The organism is Mesorhizobium sp., from assembly GCF_017306585.1.
GTDB lineage: Bacteria > Pseudomonadota > Alphaproteobacteria > Rhizobiales > Rhizobiaceae > Mesorhizobium.
Map to the genome: position 1 here is coordinate 15,054 of NZ_JAFKIC010000181.1, position 15,674 is coordinate 30,727.

General features: G+C 63.9%; 13 protein-coding genes. 7 read left to right on the forward strand and 6 right to left on the reverse strand.

All coding sequences use genetic code 11. The features are described 5' to 3' along the window. Positions 1–55: 55 nt before the first annotated feature. Positions 56–487 carry a hypothetical protein gene (locus J0I79_RS21805; protein ID WP_292863780.1) on the forward strand — a complete coding sequence of 144 codons (432 nt, stop codon included), beginning with the start codon at positions 56–58 and terminating at the stop codon, positions 485–487. 189 nt (positions 488–676) lie between these two features. Beyond that, complete coding sequence (locus J0I79_RS21810) at positions 677–1,204, forward strand: DUF6252 family protein (protein WP_292863783.1); 528 nt, start codon at positions 677–679, stop codon at positions 1,202–1,204. Positions 1,205–1,220: 16 nt separating this feature from the next. On the opposite strand, the gene J0I79_RS21815 is transcribed toward J0I79_RS21810, so the two are convergent. The 3 genes from J0I79_RS21815 to J0I79_RS21825 are packed head-to-tail and all read right to left on the reverse strand — an operon-like array spanning position 1,221 to position 5,082. Beyond that, on the reverse strand, positions 1,221–2,144 hold the full coding sequence (locus tag J0I79_RS21815) for an alpha/beta hydrolase-fold protein (protein WP_292863786.1): 924 nt from the start codon (positions 2,142–2,144) through the stop codon (positions 1,221–1,223). Between the two features lie 24 nt (positions 2,145–2,168). Next, positions 2,169–4,211 (reverse strand): Fe(3+)-hydroxamate ABC transporter permease FhuB, encoded by a 2,043-nt coding sequence (fhuB, locus tag J0I79_RS21820; RefSeq protein ID WP_292863789.1) that lies wholly within the window; start codon positions 4,209–4,211, stop codon positions 2,169–2,171. Then, positions 4,204–5,082 carry an ABC transporter substrate-binding protein gene (locus J0I79_RS21825; RefSeq protein WP_292863814.1) on the reverse strand — a complete coding sequence of 293 codons (879 nt, stop codon included), beginning with the start codon at positions 5,080–5,082 and terminating at the stop codon, positions 4,204–4,206. The genes fhuB and J0I79_RS21825 overlap by 8 nt, the downstream gene beginning before the upstream one ends. 461 nt (positions 5,083–5,543) lie before the next feature. Between J0I79_RS21825 and J0I79_RS21830 the strand changes: the two genes are divergently transcribed. After that, a complete protein-coding gene (locus J0I79_RS21830; protein WP_292863792.1) occupies positions 5,544–5,885 on the forward strand; it encodes a hypothetical protein in 342 nt (113 codons plus the stop codon). A 39-nt stretch (positions 5,886–5,924) separates the two neighbouring features. Here the strand turns inward: J0I79_RS21830 and ggt are convergent, their stop codons facing one another. From ggt to J0I79_RS21845, 3 genes are all read right to left on the reverse strand, one after another. Then, positions 5,925–7,664, reverse strand: a complete 1,740-nt coding sequence (gene ggt / locus J0I79_RS21835) for a gamma-glutamyltransferase (RefSeq protein ID WP_292863795.1) — start codon at positions 7,662–7,664, stop codon at positions 5,925–5,927. Between the two features lie 295 nt (positions 7,665–7,959). Then, the gene (gene rhaI, locus J0I79_RS21840) at positions 7,960–9,252 is read right to left on the reverse strand and encodes an L-rhamnose catabolism isomerase (protein WP_292863797.1); all 1,293 of its coding nucleotides are present in this window, start codon (positions 9,250–9,252) and stop codon (positions 7,960–7,962) included. A 93-nt stretch (positions 9,253–9,345) separates the two neighbouring features. Continuing rightward, positions 9,346–11,448: a bifunctional rhamnulose-1-phosphate aldolase/short-chain dehydrogenase gene (locus J0I79_RS21845; RefSeq protein WP_292863799.1), complete on the reverse strand. Its 2,103-nt coding sequence runs from the start codon at positions 11,446–11,448 to the stop codon at positions 9,346–9,348. Positions 11,449–11,632: 184 nt separating this feature from the next. Here J0I79_RS21845 and J0I79_RS21850 point away from each other — a divergent pair, with 184 nt between their 5' ends. The 4 genes from J0I79_RS21850 to J0I79_RS21865 form a co-directional block, all read left to right on the forward strand. Beyond that, the gene (locus tag J0I79_RS21850) at positions 11,633–12,436 is read left to right on the forward strand and encodes a DeoR/GlpR family DNA-binding transcription regulator (RefSeq protein WP_292863802.1); all 804 of its coding nucleotides are present in this window, start codon (positions 11,633–11,635) and stop codon (positions 12,434–12,436) included. A gap of 49 nt (positions 12,437–12,485) precedes the next feature. After that, on the forward strand, positions 12,486–13,481 hold the full coding sequence (rhaS, locus tag J0I79_RS21855; protein WP_140647400.1) for a rhamnose ABC transporter substrate-binding protein: 996 nt from the start codon (positions 12,486–12,488) through the stop codon (positions 13,479–13,481). 181 nt (positions 13,482–13,662) lie between these two features. Further along, positions 13,663–15,204, forward strand: coding sequence for a sugar ABC transporter ATP-binding protein (locus J0I79_RS21860; protein WP_292863805.1), 1,542 nt, complete (start codon positions 13,663–13,665; stop codon positions 15,202–15,204). Beyond that, a partial coding sequence (locus tag J0I79_RS21865) for an ABC transporter permease (RefSeq protein ID WP_292863808.1) occupies positions 15,201–15,674 on the forward strand: 474 nt, incomplete at its 3' end. The genes J0I79_RS21860 and J0I79_RS21865, both read left to right, overlap by 4 nt.

Below are 15,674 nucleotides of genomic sequence, written 5' to 3' on the forward strand. Positions count from 1 at the left end.
TGGACGCTGTCCGCTGCTAGGTTCACGCCGGTTTCGATCGGCGGGAGATTGTTGCATGCGGGCTGGTTTGGTCTTGCTGAGCGTGATGGTTGCCCCGTCACTGGCGCTCGCCGGTGATTTTCCGGTAGTCGAGTTTCCAATGACGTCGACGGGCATCACCTTTTCGACGCCCTCGGTCAACATCGAATGCACCTACACGCCGCGCAGCGCCTCGAACACATTCCAGACGCCGGGCGGCCAGGCGGAGCTTTCCTGCGACCGGGCCGAGCCGGTCTATCTGCGCTTCGTGATGGATGAGCGCGGCAAGGTGCAGTTGATCAAGGATCTGGGCGAGCAGCCCTGCTGCTCCGGCAACAACCCGCTGGCCTATGGATCGGCCTGGGAAATGCCGCCGTTCCGCTGCGAATCCACGGCAAGCGGGCTGACCTGCGAACGCCGGGACGGCCACGGCTTCTTCATCAGTCGGGCTTCGACCAAGGTGTATTGAACCCCGTTGGGCGGCATTCCCGCCCGGGCCGCGGGGACACGCCGCAGGGGACCGTCACCGGATCTAGCGGCCGCGCACCCTCCCAAATGGGAGAGGCAGGCGGACGGCGCGGCCGCTAGCCTGTGCATCATCCCGGTTCAACCGCGACATGCCTTTCTCCGGACCATCACCGATCATGAGGCTTTTGCCATGACCAGCATCATCAAGCCATTGTTCGCCAGCCTCGCGGTCACGGTCGTCCTCGCGGGACCAGCCGTGATGGCCGGGCCCATGCAACAGGCGACCTTTACGGCTACCGTCGACGGCAATCCCTGGAAGGCGGACTTCGCGCTTGCAACCACGTCGACGATCGGGACAAAAGCCGTGCTCGTCATATCAGGCACATCCAATAGCGGGGGCACCATATCGACCTTCAATGCCAGCCTGCCGGTGCCGGCCAGCGGCGACTATGTCGGCACCTTCGCCATCCGCAAGGGTATCATGGGAGACGTGCCGATCGCCAATTTCAACATGCCGCAACGCTCCACCGACATTCTGGAACAGGGCTTCACCATGGCCGAGGGCGAGATCGTCATCGAAAGCTTCGATGCGGCCGGCAAGACGATCAGCGGCCATTTCTCGGCCAAGGGCCAGACGCGCGCCAAGACGGCTTCGATGCAGATCACCGACGGCGTTTTCGCCAAGGTGCCGATCAATCCAGACCCGACCGCGCAATAGAACCAACGGTCGGAAGTTACTCCATCCTTCCCTGCCTCTTCACCGCGAACGCCGCCTGCACCGCGCGGTTGACCGTCACCGGCAGGATCGACATGTGGTTTTCCCCCGTATGCAGTTCGAAGCTGGCGCAAAGACCCGGGATGGCATCGAGACGCTCCGCCATGCCCCTGGCGAATTCATCGGTGCGCGTGACTTTTTTCTGCGCCAGGCGCTTTTCCTGGTCTTCCGCCCCGATCTGGAATGGCGCCAGCTTCGCGGTCTCGTACTCGCCCGCCGACAGGATCACATCTGCTGTCAGGCCATTGGGGATATCGGCCTCGAAGGCTTCCAGAAAGCGGTCGATGACGCGATCCTCCCAGTAGATGGCGGGGCTGGCCGCGATGAAGGTCCGGAACGACAGCGGGCGCGTGAACAGGGCGTAGAGGGCGAACAGGCCGCCGAAGGAATGACCGTAGAGCGCCTGGCGCGTTTCATCGATCCGGGTTCGGCTGGCCACCCATGGTTTCAACTCGTCCTCGATGAAGGCCAAGAAATCCCCTGCCCCGCCGGTCTTCACCTCGGGTGTGTTCTCGTAGAAGGGCGGATAGGTCTTGCCCGGCGGCGGGCCGAGGTCCCATGAGCGACGCAGCGGATCGTAAGCGCCCTCGACGGGATAGCCGATGGCGACGATGACGCCCCAGCCGACATTGGTGCCGGCGGGATAGAAGGCTTGGGCGCGCATGGCCTCGACCGCCGTGCCGATGACCGCGTTGCCGTCGGTCATGTAGAGCACCGGCCAGCCGGCTTCGGGCGCCGGTCCAGGCGGCACATGGATGAAGACCCGCCAGGGCTCGCCGCCGTCTCTCTTTTCCGGTGCAATTCCTGACGGAATTGCTCGGGCGACAAGATCATGGACGGTGGTGTCGGCGATCATGGCGGGTGTCGCCGTCGGTTTCGACATCGATATCTCCTCAGCGGCAAGAACTCAGCGGCGGCGCAACAGCCACATCAGCACAGGCCCGCCGATCAGCGTGGCGACGAGCCCGGCCGGGATCTGGCGCGGGAAGATGGCGGTGCGGCCGATCCAGTCGGCGCAGACCATGATGAGCGCGCCGACCAGCACGGCGCCGATGGCCTGCGGCAGCGCGCGGGCAAGGCCGAGGCGGCGAGCAAGGTGCGGCGCCATCAGGCCGATGAAGGTCAATGGCCCGACGACCAGCGTCGATGCGGCAGTGAGCGCGGCGACCATCAGAAGCACCAGCAGCCGTGTAACCCTCAGATTGACGCCCAGGCCTTGAACCGCGACAGCGCCCAGCGGCAGCATATCCAGCCAGCGCATGAAGAGCGGCACTGCCAGGAAGAGACAGAAGGCTGTTGTCACCGTCAGCAGCGCGGAGGCGGCGTCGACGCCATAGGTCGAGCCGGTGAGCCAGTTGAGCAGAAGCATGGCGCGTGGATCGCCGGTGGCGGTGAGAACCAGGATCAGCGCGTCGAACAGGGCGGTCAATGCGACGCCGGCAAGCAGCAGCCGCTCCGGCGCATAGGCGGCGCGGCGGCCGATGGCCAGCGTCACCAGCAGGGCGGCGAAGGCGCCTGTCGTGGCGGCCGCTATCTGCACCGGACGGCTGGCATCCGATAGCGCGAACAATGCCACCATCATGCCTAGTGCCGCGCCGGCACTGATGCCGAGCACTTCGGGGCTGGCCATCGGATTGCCGGTCAGCCGCTGCATCATCAGTCCGGCCAGTGCGAGCATGGCGCCGGCGGCAAATGCGGCTGACACCCGCGGCAGGCGCCATGACAGCAAGGCCTGCAGTTGATCCCCGGAAGCGAATGTCCAGCCATCGGGTCCGGGTGCATAAAGCAGTGCCAACGCCAGCATCAAAAGCAGCAGGCCACCGATCGCCGCGAGCCAAAGGCCGGTATGACGGGCGCGTGGCAGACGCTCGGCGCCAAGCGCCGGTGCTTCGGCGCCCAGTCCAAGGCGCGGCAGCAGCCAGAGCAGCAGCGGTGCACCAAGAAGCGCGGTGATGGCCCCGGTCGGGATCAGGTCGCCCTGCGGTCCGGTGGCGATCTGAACACCCTGGTCGGCGGCCCATAGCAGCGCGGCGCCGATCAGCGGCGCCATCACCAGTTGCTGGCCGAGCCGGCGGGCGCCACCGATGCGCGCCAGGGTCGCGGCGGCAAGGCCGACGAAACCGATGACGCCGACGGCGGCGACGACGAAGGCGATGAGGCAGACCGCCGCCGCCAGTCCGGCAAAACGATAGGCGGCCAGCGGCACGCCGAGGCTGCGCGCGCCTTCGTCGTCGAGGCCAAGCAAAGTCAGCGGCCTCACCATGAGGCCGATCGCCAGCGCGGCGGCGCCGAGGCGCGGCAGGAGCCACAGCGTCGCCGACCAGTCCTGCTGGCCGAGCGAACCTGCGCCCCAGATGAACAGGCTGGCCAGCCATTCATGCCGCAGCACCACCAGAGCCGCGCCGATGGCGCCGGCATAGAGGCTGACGACAAGACCAGCGAGCACGACCGAAAGCGGAGACAGCCCCTTGTGCCAGGAGAGCGCCAGGACCGCGGCGAGAGCCGCGAAGGCGCCGGCAAGCGCCACCCATTCCCGGCCGAAGGCAAGCAGGGACGGCGCAAGGAGCGTGGCCAGCGCCAGCGCCAGATAGGCGCCGGCCGAGACGCCGACGGTTTCGGGCGAGGCGAGCGGGTTGCGCAGAACCTGCTGCAGCACCGTGCCGGCCAGACCGAGTGCCGCGCCGCACAGGAGGCTGACGGCGAGCCGGGGCAGGAAGGCGTAGTGGACGAGCACCTGTCGCATGTCATCGATGTCGGGGCTTGCCAGCGCATCCAGCCACAGCGCCCGCGGCAATTGCGCCGTTATGTTGGAGAAGGTCGCGGCAAGGGCGGCGGCAAGAAGTGCCGCACAAAGCAGAAGCGCGCCGACCGGATGCCGGCCGGGGAAGCGTGGCGCGCGTCCGGCCGGACGGAAGCTGGTTTCGGTGGAGAGGGCTTGCTGTTCAGCCACGGGCGCTCTCCGCCATCAGAGCCTCGGCCAGCAACCGGGCAAATCGGCTGGCGGAAGGCAGCGTTCCGAACATCAGCACCGGCGGCAGGCGCATGATCGAGCGGTTGCGCACGAAAGGCATGGCGTTCCAGACCGGGCTTTCGGTGAGCGTGCCGGCCGCCCCTTCCGGCAAGGGTTCGAGATAGGCAAGGCGGGCATCGCTGGACGTCGCCAGCCCGTCTATGCCGACGGTGGCAAATCCCCAGTAATTGGTCTCGCCGGTCCAGGCGTTACGGATGCCGATGCGGTCGAACACCGCCTCAAACAGGCTCATGCGGCCATAGACGCGGACGTTGCGCGGATCGAGGAAGTTGACGACGTAGACCGGCCGCGCCGAAAACGGCGACAGTTGCCGCCGGACATCGGAGAAATGCGCCTCCGTCGCCGCGATCAGCGCCTCGCCTTCCTTTTGCCTGCCGACAAGTGCCGCCAGCTGGCGCGTCGCCTCGACAGCGCGCTGATAGGGCTGGCCATCCGGCGTGTAGATGCCGATCGTCGTCACCGGCGCGACGCGTTCGAGCAACGGCTTGATGCCGTCGAGATAGGGGATGGAGAGGATGATGTCGGGACGAAGCTGCTGCAGGAATTCGAGATTGGGTTCCAGGATCGTGCCGATATCGGCGACCTCCGGCGGCAGCGGCGGCTCGACAACCCACTTTTCCCAGACCTCGCGGTCGGCGACGGCGACCGGCGTGACACCAAGCGTGAGCAAGGTCTCGGCCAGACCGTCATCGAGGCAGACGATGCGCAGCGGCTTTGCTCCAGCGGCGCGGGGCATGACCGTCGCCAGGGGCAGCAGCGCGGATAGCGCCAGCGCGGTGCGCCGCGTCATCCTGCCGGATGAGCGGGCTGCCTCTTGCCGCAGGGTTTGCTGGTGTGTTTCCAATGTTGCGTACCTGTCTGCGGACACCTGGCCTCAAGCGCCATGTCTGGTTGACTATGAAACATGACTTTCATAGTCAACATTTAACATGGGGCGAGACGCCGGCAATTTCGCCGGCACATTCAGGACGCTGCGACTCCCCGCCGCAGCCGCACAGGCCCGCCTGGATCCGAATTGACCAGCGGCATCATCTTTTCCCCATGAAGATGGCGCATGGATGCGGGATGGTGGTGGCTTGGCATCCGGTGCAGGCGCACTGGATCGCGGAAGCGATCCGGCCGAAAGCCCGAAAAAGCGGTGACAAGCGCTGCCGGAACGTGTTGAAGATGACAGTCGCACGGTGAGCACTGACGATCGGGTTGCACTCGGCAGGTGTTGATGGTTTGTTGCCGGGCAGCGGAGAACGAGTGATGCGAGAATCCCTTGGTCAAGACGAATACGGGTCGGCGAACCCTTTCGATCCGGACGACCTGCCGAATCTGAACGCGATCGGGCCTGGAATCGGCAACAACGATTTCGAGAAATACGCCGTCGCGGTCATCATCGTGTTCGGCGCCCTCATCATTGGCGGCCTGATGGCCGCATCGATGACATTTGGCCATCGCAACGGCTTCCTGTTTGCGCTCGGCGGCGCCACATCGGCCTGGATTTCCGGAAACGCGCTTCTGCTCGACCGGCCGCGCATCTACGCGGTGTTCGTCGGCATCGCCGCCCTGATGCTCATCGCATCGACCATCACGCTGGTGACCTGACGGCCGCTGCCGGGCCGTCAGCCAGCGCCGATTCCGATCTCAATATCCAAGCGCCTCGCCTGCTGCGGCGCGGCTGTCGATCGCGCCGTTGTAGCGAGCGCCGCCGCCTTTCTCGATTTCCTTCAGGCTCTTGCCGCCGACGAGAATACCGGCCGCCTGGCCCCAGGTCTCATTGCCCAGGTCAAGGTGATAGCCCATCCCCGCCAACAGCCTTTCGGTGTCCGGTGAAAGGCCGAACGGCTCGACATAGATCGTGTCGGGCAGCCATTGGTGATGGATGCGCGGCGCGTCGATCGCTTCCTGGATGTTCATGCCGTGGTCGATGACGTTGACGATGGCTTCGAGCGTGATGGTGATGATGCGCGAGCCGCCGGGGCTGCCGATGACCATGAACGGCTTGCCGTCCTTGGCGACGATGGTCGGGCTCATCGACGACAGCGGCGTCTTCTTCGGCTGGATGGCATTGGCCTCGCCCTGGACCAGCCCATACAGATTGGGCACGCCCGGCTTCTGGGTGAAATCGTCCATCTCGTTGTTGAGCAGGATGCCGGTGCCGTCGGCGACGACGCCCGCGCCGAACGAGCCGTTCAGCGTATAGGTGACGGCGACCGCGTTGCCGTCCTTGTCGATGATCGAATAGTGCGTGGTCTCCTTCGATTCGCCAAAGCCCTTCGGCATCAGGTCCTTCGAGACGCCGGCGCGGAACGGATCGATCTTGTCGCGGATATCCCTAGCATAGGCCTTGTCCAATAGTTTCGAGACAGGGTTGTCGACGAAATCGGGATCGCCAAGCGCCGAATTGCGGTCGACATAGGCATACCGCATGGCTTCCACCATGACATGCACGGTCTCGGCCGAACCGGCGCCGAGATAGGAGAGCGGATAGCCTTCGAGCACGTTGAGGATTTCGCAGATGATGACACCGCCGGAGCTGGGCGGTGGCGAGGACGTGATCTCGTAGCCTCGGTAACTGCACGTCACCGGCTTCAACTCCCGCACCGCATATTGCTCGAAATCCGGCTTGGCCAGGATGCCGCCCTTCGCGCCGCTCGCCTTGACGATGGCATCGGCGATGGCGCCCTTGTAGAAGGCGTCCGGTCCCTTGTCCGAGATCGCGGCGAGCGAGGCCGCAAGGTCTGGCTGCACGAGCTTTTCGCCAATGCCATAGGGCTTGTGGTCGGGCTTCAGAAAGATCGCGGCCGCCGCGGGATCCTTTGCCAGGCGGTCGGCACTGCCGGCAAAGGACGCGGCGTCGCCCTGGTTGAGGACGAAGCCGTCCCTGGCATAGGCTATCGCCGGGGCCATCAGGTCCTGGCGCGAAAGCGTGCCATATTTCTCGCGCGCCATCTCGAAACCGGCGACCGAGCCCGGCACACCGACGGCGAGATAACCGTCGAGGCTCGCGCCCTTCACCGGATTGCCGTCCTTGTCGAGATACATGGTCCTGGTCGCAGCCAGCGGCGCCCGTTCGCGGAAGTCGAGAAAGGTCGAGCGACCGTCGGCGAAGCGGATGGTCATGAAGCCGCCGCCGCCGATATTGCCGGCATTGGGGTAGACGACGGCAAGCGCGTAGCCCACCGCGACCGCGGCATCGACGGCATTGCCGCCCTTCTTCAGCACCTCGACGCCGACTTCCGACGCCAGATGCTGGGCCGTGACGACCATGCCGTGCTCGCCCTTGGCGGGCGCCGGCGATGCGGCGTGGAGCGCGGCGGATGGCGCAAGGGCGAATGCGAGCGAAAGGGTGACGCCAATCAGCGTCCGGCGAGTCAAGGGCATGGCGGTGCTCCAAGTGCTACGTGCATAGAAGAACTACTTGGAGCGGCGGAGTCCATCCATCAAGTAAGAGCGAACACCAATTGGTGTTCTCTCGTCGGCCGGGGATCAACTGATCTCTCCCCTCGTGGGGGAGATGCCCGGCAGGGCAGAGGGGGCGCGAAGGATCGCGGACCCTCGGATGTTCTTGAAATCCAATTTTGCCGGACACGGCTGAAACTGACTGAAAAGCTGGCGGGACAGCGCCCCCCTCTGTCCTGCCGGACATCTCCCCCACAAGGGGGGAGATCAGCTAATTTCACACAATCCCGCCTGAACCACCCGCGACCGCCGGCCGTTCCGCGGCGACCTTGGCCCGGTAGCCCGCCTCCCGATAGGCCGCGACCGGATCGATCGCACCCCCGGTGCGAAAGCGCGCCATGGCGAGAATCGGCTCGACGTCCGTGCGGTAGGCCGCCTTCAGCGTCTGCGTCGCCATCAGCGCGTCGTTGGCCTCCTGAAATCCTTCGAGCGCCTTGCGATCGACCAGCAGGGCCTGAGCGTAGGCGCGTTGCACCTCGACCGCCGAAAGCATCAGGCTCTCGATCGGATCGGTGACGTTGTGGCTCTGGTCCAGCATGTGCGCGGGATCGAAACCCTCCGCGCCAGACAGTTCGGCGTCGACCAGTTCATTGAAGACGAGGAACAGCCGGTAAGGATCGATCGAGCCTGCATCGAGATCGTCGTCACCATATTTGGAATCGTTGAAATGGAAGCCGCCGAGCTTCCTGAACTGGATCAGCCGGGAAACGATCATCTCGATGTTGACGTTGGGCGCGTGGTGGCCGAGATCGACCAGGCAGAACGCCTTGTCGCCCAGCTCCCTGGCAATCATGTAATTGGTGCCCCAATCCTGCACGACGGTAGAGTAGAAGGCCGGCTCGTACATCTTGTGCTCGGTGAACAGCTTCCAGCCATCCGGCAATCCGGCGTAGACCTCCTTCATGGCATCGAGATAGCGCTCGAAAGCCCTGGCGAAATTGACCTGTCCGGGGAAGTTCGAGCCGTCGCCGATCCAAACCGTCAGCGCCTTCGAGCCGATCGTCTTGCCGATCTCGATGCATTCGAGATTATGCTCGACCGCCTGGCGGCGCGTGCCGGCATCGGCATGCGACAGCGAGCCGAACTTGTAGGACAGCTTCTGGTCCCGGGCATCCGAGAAGGTGTTGGAATTCATGGCGTCGAAACCGAGGCCGAAGCGCGAGGCCGCCTGCTTCAGCCGGTTCGGGTCGGCCTTGTCCCAGGGAATGTGCAGCGAGACGGTTGGCGTCGCCTGCGTCAACTGCTTGATGACGGCGCAGTCCTCGATCTTGTCGAAGACGTCACGCGGCTCGCCGGCGCCGGGAAAGCGGGCAAAACGCGTGCCACCCGTGCCGACGCCCCAGGACGGGATCGCCACGCCGAATTTTTCCACCTTGTCACGGATGGCGTCGATGGCGATGCCGCGCCGATCGAGGCGCTCGCCGAGCGAGGCGTAGTCGCGCTCAAGGTCGGCTTTGCGCGTGGCGTTGTGCCTTTCGACGACATCGGCGGAAATGATGGTTTCGGACACTGCTGTTTCCCTCCCCAATTTCGTTCGGCCACGCCGCCCCTCATCCGCCCTTCGGGCACCTTCTCCCCGTGAACGGGGAGAAGGAAACTGCGGCTACCGCGTAAAGCTCTGCGCGTTGCCGGCGTCGACATTGATGATGTTGCCGGTCGATTTGGCCGACATATCGGACGCCAGGAAATAGATCGCTTCGGCGATATCCTCGGGGAAAACCGAGCGCTTGAGCATGGAACGCGAGCGGTAGTGTTCCTCGAGGTCGTCGGTCGACATTTTGTAGGCGGCGGCGCGCTGTTCCTTCCACTCGCCGGTCCAGATCTTCGAGCCGCGCAGAACCGCGTCCGGGTTGACGACGTTGACCCTGATCTGCGCCTCCGCGCCTTCCAGCGCCAGGCAGCGGGCAAGGTGGATTTCGGCGGCCTTGGCGGTGCAATAGGCAGCCGCATTGGGCGAAGCGGCAAGGCCGTTCTTGGAGGCGACGAAGACGACGTTGCCGCCGATCTTCTGCATGCGGAACAGCCGGAACGCTTCCCGCGAGACCAGGAAATAGCCGGTCGACAGGATGTCCATGTTCTTGTTCCACAGCGCCAGCGACGTCTCCTCGATCGGCGCCGAGGAGGCGAGACCCGCATTGGACACCAGAATGTCGATGCCGCCGAATTCGACCGCCGTCTCAGCGAAGCCGGCGATGACCTGCTCTTCGGAAGTCACGTTGATCAGAACCGGCCGAACGAAATCCTTGCCATAGGCCTTGGCCAGTTCCTCGTTGGCGCTGGCGAGTGCCGCCTCGTCGATATCGGCCAGTACGACGCAGGCGCCTTCGCGCAGCAGCCGATTGGCGGTGGCGCGACCGATACCACCGGCGCCGCCGGTGACCAGCGCGATCTGGCCGGCCAATGACTTCGGCTTCGGCATACGCTGCAGCTTCAGATCCTCGAGCAGCCAGTATTCGATGTCGAAGGCTTCCTGCGCCGGCAGGCCGACATAGGACGATACGGTCGAGGCGCCGCGCATCACGTTGATGGCGTTGACGTAGAATTCGCCCGAGATGCGGGCAGTCGCCTTGTCACCGGCGAAGGTGAACATGCCGACGCCGGGCATCAGGTAGACCACGGCATTAGGATCGCGGATAGCGGGCGAATCCGAATGCTTGCAACTGTCGTAATAGGCCTGGTAGCCGACGCGATATTCGGCGATGTCATCGGCCAGACGCGCGATGACAGCGTCGACATCGGGCTTTGCCGGATCGAACTCGATCACCAGCGGCCGGATCTTGGTGCGCAGGAAATGGTCCGGGCATGAGGTGCCGAGCGCCGCCAAGGGGCGCAAATCCCTGGAGTTGACGAATTCGAGCACGGCGGCGGAATCGTCGAAATGGCCAAGCTTGTGGCTCTTCTCCGAGATCAGGCCGCGTATCCTCGGCATCAGCTTTGCCGCGACGGCGCGGCGTGCTGCGGCGTCGAGCGACTTGACTACCTCGCCGCCGAAAATCGCCAGGCCTTCCGAACGCCGCTCGAACCATTCGATCGCCTGATTGATCACCGAGATCGTCGTCTCGTAGCATTCCTTGGGCGTGTCGCCCCAGGTGAACAGGCCGTGGCTTTCGAGAATGACGCCCTTGGCGGCAGGATTTTCGAGGCAGAATTTCTCCAGCCACAGGCCGAGTTCGAAGCCTGGGCGCTTCCACGGCAGCCAGCCGATGGCATCGCCGAAGATTTCCCTGGTCAGCGCCTTGGAATCCTTCGCGGCGGCGATGGCGATGATGGCATCAGGGTGCATGTGGTCGACAAAAGGCCTCGGCACATAGGCGTGCAGCGGCGTGTCGATGGAGGCGGCGCGCGGGTTGAGGTTGAAGGTGCAATGGGGGAGATAACCCACCATCTCGTCTTCGTGCTCGACCCCGCGATAAAGACCCTTCAGCGCCTGCAGCTTGTCCATGTAAAGGGTCGCGAAGCCGTCGAGCTTGATCGAGGCGCTGTCGCCGCCCGAACCCTTGACCCACAGCACTTCCACATCCTGGCCGGTAAGCGGGTCCTTCTGCCAGACCTTGGACGAGGTGTTACCGCCGCCATAGTTGGTGACACGCTTGTCGGAGCCGAGCGTGTTGGACCTGTAGACCAGGAGCTCGGGACCGCTCATCCCCTCGGCCTTCGCATCATCCCACAAATTGGCGAGGCGCGAGCCGGAGCGCTTGTCGAGCATGGATATCCTCCCTGGGACGCGGAAAAGGCGCGGTCCGTTTGGCCGAAATGTCTACGCAAGCAGGTCTGTTGTCAATCACAATCGATCAATATCGATCATATTGCACTGCACAATGAAATTATATGATCGGAAATGATTGACACTGCTCGTTTTGAGTGCCTAGATGCCCAAGCAGGGAGGAACCATGCACGAAAAAGAGCGCCACAGGATCATTCTGTCCGCCGTCCAGGAAAAACCTGTGGTGACGGTGCAGGAAATGGTCGACCTGACCGAGTCCTCCGAGGCGACGATCAGGCGCGACATCGCGGCGCTGCATGTCCAGAAGCGCCTGCGCCGTGTGCGCGGCGGCGCCGAGGCGATCTCGCCGCCGCAATTCATCGGGCTGGCCGGGCGTCCCTTTTCGGTCAACGAAACGCTCAACGCCGCGCAGAAGCGGGCGATCGCCCGCGAAGCAGTGGAACTGTGCAAGGACGGCGAGCCGATCATCATCAATGGCGGCACCACCACCTTCCAGATGGTGCATTTCCTGACCGGCCGCCGCATGCCGATCTTCACCAATTCATTCCCGATCGCCGAGCATCTGCTAAAGCATTCGAAGAACACGGTGATGCTGTCGGGCGGCACCATCTACCGCGAGCAGAACATCATCCTGTCACCCTTCGACAATGACGTGACGCGCAATTTCTATGCGCGGCGCATGTTCATGGGCGCACAAGGGCTGGGACCGCTCGGCCTGATGGAAGGCGACCCGCTGCTGATCCAGGCGGAGCAGAAGCTGATCGACCAGGCCGACGAACTGGTGGTGCTGGTCGACTCCTCGAAATTCCGCAAGCGCTCCAGCCTGATCCTGTGCGGGCTGTCTCGCATCGCGACCGTGATTACCGATGACGGCATCGAGGATCGCGAGGCCAAGATGCTGGAAACCGCCGGCGTGACGCTGATCGTCGCCCGCAAGTCGGCAAAGGAAGAATCTTCACTGCAGGCCTGAGACACGCCCGCAGCGGTGATGGAATGCAACGCTCAAGGGAGGATATACGATGAGCTTTTTGAAGAAATTGCTGGTTACGGCGGCCTTCTCTGCCGCCATGTTCGTGAATGCCGCCTATGCGGAAAACGTCAAGATCGCACTGGTGGTGAAGTCGCTCGGCAACGGCTTCTTCGATGCCGCCAACAAGGGCGCGGAGGAAGCGGCCAAGGAACTGGGCGACGTGGATGTCATCTACACCGGCCCGACCAAGGCGACCGCCGAGGCGCAGATCGAGGTCATCAATTCGCTGATCGCGCAGAAGGTCAACGCGATCGCCGTTTCGGCCAATGACGCCGACGCGCTGGTGCCGGTGCTGAAGAAGGCCATGGAGCGCGGCATCACCGTCATCTCGTGGGATTCGGGCGTCGCCAAGGAAGGCCGCCAGCTTCACCTCAACCCGTCCGACACCGGCCTGATCGGCGAGACCATCATCAAGCTCGCCGCCGACTACCTGCCGGAAGGCGGAGATGTGGCGATCCTGTCTGCCTCCTCGACCGCGACCAACCAGAATGCCTGGATCGAAGCGGCCAAGAAGGTGCTGCCGGAGAAATTCCCGAAGATCAAGCTGGTCGCCACCGTCTATGGCGATGACGATTCGGCCAAGAGCACCGACGAGGCCAAGGGCCTGTTGAAATCCTATCCGAACCTCAAGGCCATCATCGCGCCGACCACCGTCGGCGTCGTCGCCGCCGCGCAGGTCGTCACCGACGAGAACCTGATCGGCAAGGTCAATGTCACCGGCCTCGCTCTGCCGTCGGAGTTCAAGAAGTTTATCGACAATGGCGCTTCGCAAGCAGTCGCGCTGTGGAACCCGATCGACCTCGGCTACTCCGCCATCTACCTCGCCCATGATCTGGCGGTGAAGAAGGAAGAGGCGAAGCCCGGCGCCACGCTGTCGATCGGCCGCGTCGGCAAGGTGACGCTGGACGACACCAATTCGGCCGCGATGGCGCCGCCCTTCCAGTTCGACAAGACCAACATCGAGAAGTTCTCCAAGATCTATTGATCTCGGACTGACGGCGCTGCCCCCTCATCCGGCCGCTTCGCGGCCACCTTCTCCCCGGCGGCGAGAAGAGCCAGGCGCCAAGCTCGACAGTCTCCTCTCCCCTCGGGGAGAGGTCGACCGAGCAAAGCGGAGGTCGGGTGAGGGGGAGTCAACACTGAATATAGACGGGCCTGATACGACTATGGACACGACAGCCCATCATGGCACAGCAAACGAGCGCCCCCCGGCCCCTGCTCCACGCCTGACGCTCTCCGGCATCTCCAAGAGCTTTCCCGGCGTGCGCGCGCTGCACAATGTCAGCCTGTCACTCTATCCGGGCCAGGTGACCGCGCTGATCGGCGAGAACGGCGCCGGCAAATCCACGCTGGTCAAGATCATGACCGGCATCTACCAGCCCGATGCGGGAACGATCAGCATCGACGGCCAACCCGTCACCTTGCCAAGCGCGCATGCCGCCTTCGGCCACGGCGTCACCGCCATTCACCAGGAGACCGTGCTGTTCGATGATCTGTCGGTGGCCGAGAACATTTTTCTCGGGCATGCGCCGCGCACGCGCTTCGGCACAATAGACTGGCGCACCATGCGCAAAAACGCGCGCGAAGTGCTTGATACCATGCATGCCGGCCATATCGACGCCGATGCACGACTGAAAGACCTCGGCATCGCCAACAAGCATCTCGTGGCCGTCGCGCGCGCCATGTCGATCGACGCGCAGATCGTCATCATGGACGAGCCGACCGCCGCCCTGTCCATGAAGGAGATCGAGGAGCTTTTCCTGCTGATCGAATTCCTCAAGAGCGAAGGCAAGGCGATCCTGTTCATCAGCCACAAGTTCGATGAGATCTATCGCATCGCCAACCGCTACACCGTGTTCCGCGATGGCGAGATGGTCGGCGAAGGCCTGATCAGGGATGCCGCGCAGAGCCAGATCGTGCGCATGATGGTCGGCCGCTCTGTCGATCACATTTTCCCGCAAAGAAAGGCCGAGATCGGCGCGCCGGTTCTGTCGGTGTCCGGCCTTTCGCACCCGACCGAGTTCAACGATATCGGCTTCGAACTGCACAAGGGCGAAATCCTCGGCTTCTACGGGCTGGTCGGCGCGGGGCGCTCCGAGGTGATGCAGGCAATATCGGGCATCACCCGCACGTCAGCCGGCACCATCACGCTGGAGGGCAAGCCGCTGGCGCCGAAATCGGCGGCGGATTCGATCGAAGCCGGCATCGTCTACGTGCCGGAGGAACGCGGCAAGCAGGGCGTTGTGATCGGTCTGCCGATCTTCCAGAATGTTTCTCTCCCATCTCTCGCCCGCACCTCCAAATCAGGCATGCTGCGGCTGGCGGAGGAGTTTTCGCTCGCCCGCTCCTACACCGAACGCCTGGACCTGCGCGCCTCGTCGCTCAGCCAGGATGTCGGCACGCTTTCGGGCGGCAACCAGCAGAAGGTGGTCATCGCCAAATGGCTGGCGACGACACCCAAGGTGATCATCCTGGACGAACCGACCAAGGGTATCGACATCGGCTCCAAGGCCGCCGTGCACGGCTTCATGGCCGAGCTGGTGGCGCAAGGCCTGTCGGTGATCATGGTGTCGTCTGAACTGCCCGAAATCCTCGGCATGTCCGACCGCGTCGTGGTCATGCGCGAAGGCCTGGTCGCGGCGGTCTACGACAATAAGGCACTGGACGCCGAAACGCTGGTCAGGACCGCAGCGGGGATCGCGGCATGAAGGCTCTGCTGAAATACCGCGAAATCTGGCTGTTGGCGGCGATCGTCGTGCTGATCGGACTGATCTCGACGCGCTTCCCGGGCTTCGCAGATCCCGGCAACCTGCGCCAGGTGTTCAACGACACCTCGATCCTGATGATCCTGGCGCTCGGGCAGATGGTCGTCATCCTGACGCGTTCGATCGACCTGTCGATGGCCTCCAACCTCTGCTTCACCGGCATGGTGGTGGCGATGCTGAACGCCGCGCATCCGGCAATCCCGATCCCGTTGCTGATCGTCATCGCGCTGCTGGTCGGGCTGGTGCTCGGCGCCATCAACGGCCTTCTTGTGTGGCGGCTCAACATTCCCTCGATCGTGGTGACGCTGGGAACGCTGACCATCTATCGCGGCGCCACCTTCGTCATATCAGGCGGCGCCTGGGTCAACGCCGACAAGATGAGCCCTGAGTTCATCGGCTTCCAGCGTGCCGCT